We start from the raw sequence: 1,749 nt of genomic DNA, 5'->3' as shown, positions 1-1,749 counted from the left end.
TTTATATTGAATCATGTCGATCATGACCTTGTGCGGAATGCCGATAAAGTTTTGATTGTTCTTTCTGCCCATATCGGAACTGCGCTTCCAAGACTTGTTATTGCCGATCACGATCGTGTTTGCACCACAGCTTAGCGCATAATCAACGATGCGCTTGGATGCTTTGTGGGCAAACTGCCGGATCTTGCGATTGCGCCATGCCGTAATTCTGCGCATGGCTTTGGTCTCCCGATAAACTGGCTTCTTTCCCTGCTGGGTATCAACTATGCTTTCAAGCTGATGATACCGAGCCTGCAAAGCTTTTAGCCTTGAACGCTCCTTGTTGTAGTACTGATTAACCGATTTGATGGCCCGACCATTAACAAGCAAAGGCGCTTTTTGGATATTAGCCACGCAAGCAAAGGCATTGTCTACTCCCGGATCAATACCCATGTAGCGACCGTTATCAGGCAAATAGTCAATATCTCGATTTGTTTTGTATTGCACGATGGCCTTATAACCGCCATAGACCGGCTTAAAAGCTACTCTTTGAATAGCCTTGAGGTGAGGTGTTAATTTCAGTTTGAAGCCAAGCTTAGGTATGATTAAATAGTCATCCTTTACTTTGGCGTTTTGATTAGTGACAAAGAAGACATGTCTTTGACCTTTGGCTAAGTACTTAGGCATTCTTGGCCGACCGGTAAATTTGCCGGGGTTGGCTTGATATGCTTTGAGTGCCTTAAGCCAAGCCGACCAGATAGTATTGACTTCTTTTAGAGTCTGTTGGGCGCTTTGAACATAGAATAATGAGTGGTAAAGCATAGATTCACGAGCGCTATAGCGCTTTTTGAATCTTTGGTCTAAATCGCAATAGCCTTTGACGTAATTTCTTTTAAAGAAGCCCTGACGTAGATCATAAAGGGCACGGTTATAAAGATCATGACTGGCATGACTGCACTGATCCAGCTTGCTGTTTCCAGCAACCAGGTATTCGCTGGCTAGATGTTCATATTTAGCCTTGTTTCTAGGCACGACTTTCTTACGCATAGTTTCGCATCCTTTAAAATATGATTAGTCTACTTAGTCTTCTCCTTTTGATTCAAAGTGGCTTCAAAAAGCTTTCTTTCAGCTCTGCGATGGGAATATTCTCTCATTGAAAAGCAGTGAAGCAGGCTAATGATTTCTTCAAACAATTCCTGCTCATCAGTTTTGGGGTTCATCTCATCTGAAATCACGTCAATTTCAGTACCGTAGTTTTGAAATAAATATTCAAACAGTTCAAAGCCCACCCGACTTAAGCGATCTTTGCGAGTGATAATAACCCGCTTGACCTTGCCTGCTAAGATTAAGTCAAGCATCTTGAAAAACTGCTTTCGGTTCTTGAAAGAAATGCCACTGGCAATATCTTGAAAGCTATCGTTTGCCTGAAAGCCTTTGCTTTGGGCAAAATCAGACAGCTCCTGCATTTGATTAGCCAAATCAGCTTTCTGCTTATAGGTTGAAACTCGGCCATATAAAACGGTCAAGCGTTTGGAATGTTTATTCTTAAGCAAAAAAACGGAATCATCATCAAAATCATATTGACCGGTTGGCAATTTTTTAGCCTCAAGGATTCCTTTTTCACGATAGCGTTTCAGAGTTGAACGACTGATTTGAAGCAAATCCATCACTTTTCCAGCTTTCAAAAGATCATCTCCTTCACTAATATTATATCATATATACTCATAAAGTCATTAAAGCAAGACTTAAAAATAAGCAATCATATCAAGT

2 protein-coding genes are annotated in these 1,749 nt (G+C 41.1%); both read right to left on the bottom strand.

Annotated elements, in window-relative coordinates; all coding sequences use genetic code 11:
- A partial coding sequence (locus HMPREF0518_RS09180; RefSeq protein WP_003627961.1) for an RNA-guided endonuclease InsQ/TnpB family protein occupies positions 1-1,026 on the bottom strand: 1,026 nt, incomplete at its 3' end.
- A gap of 29 nt (positions 1,027-1,055) precedes the next feature.
- Entirely contained in the window at positions 1,056-1,664 is a 609-nt protein-coding gene (locus HMPREF0518_RS09175; protein ID WP_003627960.1) for an IS607 family transposase, read from the bottom strand.
- Positions 1,665-1,749: the final 85 nt, after the last annotated feature.

Source organism: Lactobacillus helveticus DSM 20075 = CGMCC 1.1877, assembly GCF_000160855.1.
Classification (GTDB): domain Bacteria; phylum Bacillota; class Bacilli; order Lactobacillales; family Lactobacillaceae; genus Lactobacillus; species Lactobacillus helveticus.
This window is presented reverse-complemented; position numbering and strand designations above follow the sequence as displayed.